This is a genomic window from Streptomyces sp. McG3 (assembly GCF_018619185.1).
GTDB lineage: Bacteria > Actinomycetota > Actinomycetes > Streptomycetales > Streptomycetaceae > Streptomyces.
Genome location: NZ_JAAXYC010000492.1, coordinates 1 through 3,732, shown reverse-complemented (window position 1 = coordinate 3,732; position 3,732 = coordinate 1). Strand labels below are relative to the sequence as shown.

Here is a 3,732-nt window from a genome sequence, read left to right as displayed (position 1 = left end):
CCCCGTTTCCGCTGCTCCTGGTGGTCCTTGTTCTCCCGCTGTACGTACTGCTCCCGGCCGGCCCCTCGGACCCGGGTGGGTCCCTCGTGCCGGCCGGAGCCCTGGCGTCCTCGCCGGGAGCGGGAACCGACGCGACCCTCCGTGCGGGCGCCCGCACGGAGGGCGGCACGGAGGGCGGCAGCGGCGCCCGGAGCTGGCCGCTGGCGGGGAGGCCCGCGGTGTTACGGGGGTGGGAGCCGCCCGCCGGTCCGTACGGGCCCGGTCATCGCGGCGTGGACCTCGTGGCGGGGCCGGGCGCCCGGGTGCTGGCGGCCGCCGACGGCCGGGTCTCGTTCGCGGGACGGGTGGCGGGACGCGGGGTGGTCGCCGTCGAGGTGGCCGGCAGCGGTTCGCCGCCGCTGCGCACCACGTACGAGCCGGTGCGGGCGCTGGTCGAGAAGGACGCGAGCGTCCGGGCCGGGCAGCCGGTCGGGGTGCTGGAGGAAGGGCCGTCCCACTGCGATGAGGGCTGTCTGCACTGGGGGCTGCGGCGCGGGGACGCCTATCTGGACCCGCTCTCGCTGCTGCCGCCCTCACTGCTGAGGAAGGGGCCCTCGCGGCTGCTGCCGGTGTTCGGGGTGCCGGAGCCGGACGCCGTCCGGGTCAGCCGCTCACGCCACGCAGGACCATCGCGACGACGGTGTCCGCGATGACGCCCGGCTCCTCCGCGACGCCCAGTTCGATACGGCGCACGGCGGCGTCGACGGAACCCTGCATGAGCATGGCGGCCAGTCTCGGCTGTGTGTGGCCGAGGTCCCCGAGCGCTTCGACGATCATGGCGATCAGCCCGCCGTGCGCGGCCCGGATCTTCTCCCGGGCGCCCGCGTCCAGCTCGCTCGCCGAGATCGCGACGACCGCGCGGTGGCGACGGTCCCCGACGAGGTCGAGCTGCCGGCGCACGTACGCCTCGATCTTCGCCTCCGGCGTCTCGGCGCCCTGCATGGCGTTCTCGACCTCGGCCGCCCAGACGGGGAAGTCGACGGCGCACAGCTCCTCGACGACGGCGGCACGGGAGCGAAAGTACTCGTACACGGAGGAGCGCGCGAGGCCCGTGCGCTCGGCGAGCGCGGGGAAGGTCAGTGCCTCCGTACCGCCCTCGGACAGCAGGGAGCGCGCGGCGTCCAGGAGGGCGCCGCGCTGCATGGTCCGGTGCTCGGCCACGGAGGCCGCTCGAATCCTGGGCACGCCTCCACTCTACGGCGGCAGGCGTGCGGGGGAAGGGCACGGCCGCCGATCGGATGGCCGGAGAGTACCTGGAAGGGTGCGTCAGCGGCCCGCGTCGGCCAGCTTCGCCCGGAGCTGGAGGACGGACTTGGTGTGGATCTGGCTGACCCGGCTCTCGGTCACCCCGAGGACGTTGCCGATCTCCGCGAGGGTGAGGCCCTCGTAGTAGTAGAGGGTCACCACGGTCTTCTCGCGGTCGGGGAGGGTGTTGATGGCCCGCGCGAGCAGTCTTCTCAGCTCACGGTCCTCGGCGACCTCCACCGGATTGTCGGCGGCGGTGTCCTCCAGGGTGTCCATCAGGCTCAGCCGGTCGCCGCCCTCGCCGCCGACGTGCAGCAACTCCTCCAGAGCGACCACGTTCGCCAGCGACAACTGGCTGAAAACAGCGTGCAGTTCCTCCAGCGCGATGCCCATCTCCGCGGCGACCTCGGCCTCCGACGGCGTACGCCGGAACTGCGCCTCCAGCGTCGCGTACGCGCGCTCCACGTTCCGCGCCTTCTGCCGGACGGACCGCGGGATCCAGTCCAGGGCCCGGAGTTCGTCGATCATCGCGCCGCGGATCCTGGTGATCGCGTACGTCTCGAACTTGATGGCCCGTTCGATGTCGAACTTCTCGATGGCGTCGATCAGTCCGAAGACCCCGGAGGAGACGAAGTCGGCCTGCTCGACGTTGGACGGCAGCCCCACGCTCACCCGGCCCGCGACGTACTTCACGAGTGGCGAGTAGTGCAGGATCAGCTGCTCCCGCAGTCGCTCGTCGCCCGTGGTCTTGTAGGAGCGCCACAACTCGTCGAGGGAGGAGGGGGCGGGAGGGCGCACAGTGCCACGCGCAACGGGTGGTACTGCCGCGCGGTCAGACCCGGAGGTGTGCTGGGGCATGTGGTGCCTTGAGCCGTTCTGCCGTGAAGTGCTGGGGGACTTTTGTCTGGGGCGGAATCCTTGTGAGCGTAGCGTGACTGTGACGTCGCAGTCCGCGCAGGAAAGGAGATCCCTGCCGCCTGATTGCGTTCCGCCGTTCACACCGTCCGCGCCCGCCGGAGGCAGGGGCCGCCGCCGTGGGCGCGGGCCCTGAGCAGGTCACCGATCGATCGTGCGAGGTCATCGGCCTTACCTTTTCACCCGAATGCTCCAGGTCAAGTACCGCCTCGCCGCGCGTCGTCGTTGCGTGCCGACGGAACCGTCAATCGCCAGCTGTCGCCTTCGCGTTCGACGAACCCCAGTGAGTGCAGTTCGTACAGTCGACCGAGGGTTTCGTCGGCTGACGTCCCCGCGGTGCGGGCGAGGTCACGGGGGTGGGCGACACCGTGGTAGGGGAGTGCGTCGAGGACCCGCGCGGCGACCGCGTCCAAGTGGTCCCTGGGCAGCACCGGGCCGCGGCGGACCGGTGGGAGGTCGCCGATGTCCCCGACCAGCTCGACGACTTCGTCCGCGTCGGTGACGAGCACGCCCTCACCGCGCAACAGCTCGTGGACCCCTGCCGACAGTCCGCTGGTGGCGGGGCCGGGGACCCCCATCGTGAAGCGCCCGAGCCGTTGCGCCTGCCGGGCGGTGACCAGCGAACCGCTGCGGTATTCGGCCTCCACCACGACCGTCCCCCTGGTCAGCGCGGCGATCACACGGTTGCGCAGGATGAATCGGCTGCGGGTGGGGTGGGAGGACGGGGGCAACTCGGCGACGACGAGGCCCTGTTGCGCCAGTCGCCCGAGCAACTCGGCGTGCCCGCGCGGGTAGGGGACGTCGACCCCGCAGGCCAGCACCGCCGTCGTCGCTCCGCCCGCGGCCAGCGCGCCGCGGTGGGCGGCCCCGTCCACCCCGAACGCCGCGCCCGACACCACCACCCAGCCCCGCTCGGCGAGCCCGGAGCCGAGGGCCGCCGCCATGTGCGCCCCGTACGGGGTGCAGGCCCTCGCGCCGACCACGGCGACCGAGCGCAGGGACCACAGCCGCAGATCGGGGCGCCCCCGCACCCAGAGCCCGACGGGCCGCGCGTCGCCCAGGTCGTCCAGTTGGCTCGGCCACTCCCGGTCCCCCGGGCAGACGAAGCGCCCGCCCACCGCGGCGACCGCGGCCAGGTCCCGCCCCGGCTCCGCTTCGGCGGCCCGCAGCCGGTAGCCCCCGAGCCGTGCGGCGGTCATCCCCGGCAGCCTCTCGGCGGAGCCGTCCTCGACGGTGAGCCTCCGCAGCAGCTCGATGGGGCCCGTCCGCCGGAGCCAGCGCCCCGCGCGCTCGTCCCCCGGCTCCAGCACCCGGGTCAGCGCGGCCCTGGCCAGCCTCTCCGCCTCCCTGTCCCGCCCGGGGTCCCGGCCGCCGTCCCACCCGGGGTCCCGGCCGGGCTCCGGCCCGTGCCCCCGGCCGCCGGACTGCGCGCCGCACTCCCGGCCCAGCTCCGCACCCGCCTCCCGGCCCAGCTCCGCGCCGTACTCCCGGTCCGGCTCCGCGCTGTGCTCCCGGCCCGCCCCCGTCCCGGAC

At 73.8% G+C, this 3,732-nt stretch carries 4 protein-coding genes; 1 reads left to right on the top strand and 3 read right to left on the bottom strand.

The genetic code is table 11. From position 1 onward, the window contains the following. Positions 1-692 (top strand): M23 family metallopeptidase (locus tag HET64_RS37505; RefSeq protein ID WP_308370434.1); only part of this gene is annotated, 692 nt, incomplete at its 5' end. On the opposite strand, the gene HET64_RS37500 is transcribed toward HET64_RS37505, so the two are convergent. The 3 genes from HET64_RS37500 to dprA form a co-directional block, all read right to left on the bottom strand. Further along, positions 643-1,200: a TetR/AcrR family transcriptional regulator gene (locus HET64_RS37500; RefSeq protein ID WP_018960723.1), complete on the bottom strand. Its 558-nt coding sequence runs from the start codon at positions 1,198-1,200 to the stop codon at positions 643-645. The genes HET64_RS37505 and HET64_RS37500 overlap by 50 nt on opposite strands. Before the next feature lie 105 nt (positions 1,201-1,305). After that, positions 1,306-2,142, bottom strand: a complete 837-nt coding sequence (gene whiG, locus HET64_RS37495; RefSeq protein WP_103507117.1) for an RNA polymerase sigma factor WhiG — start codon at positions 2,140-2,142, stop codon at positions 1,306-1,308. A 254-nt stretch (positions 2,143-2,396) separates the two neighbouring features. Then, a complete protein-coding gene (dprA, locus tag HET64_RS37490) occupies positions 2,397-3,509 on the bottom strand; it encodes a DNA-processing protein DprA (RefSeq protein WP_215111705.1) in 1,113 nt (370 codons plus the stop codon). Positions 3,510-3,732: the final 223 nt, after the last annotated feature.

Coding starts and splice junctions, on each gene's coding strand:
- whiG (WP_103507117.1), bottom strand. CDS start 2,142: ATGCCCCAGCACACCTCCGGGTCTGACCGCGCGGCAGTACCACCCGTT.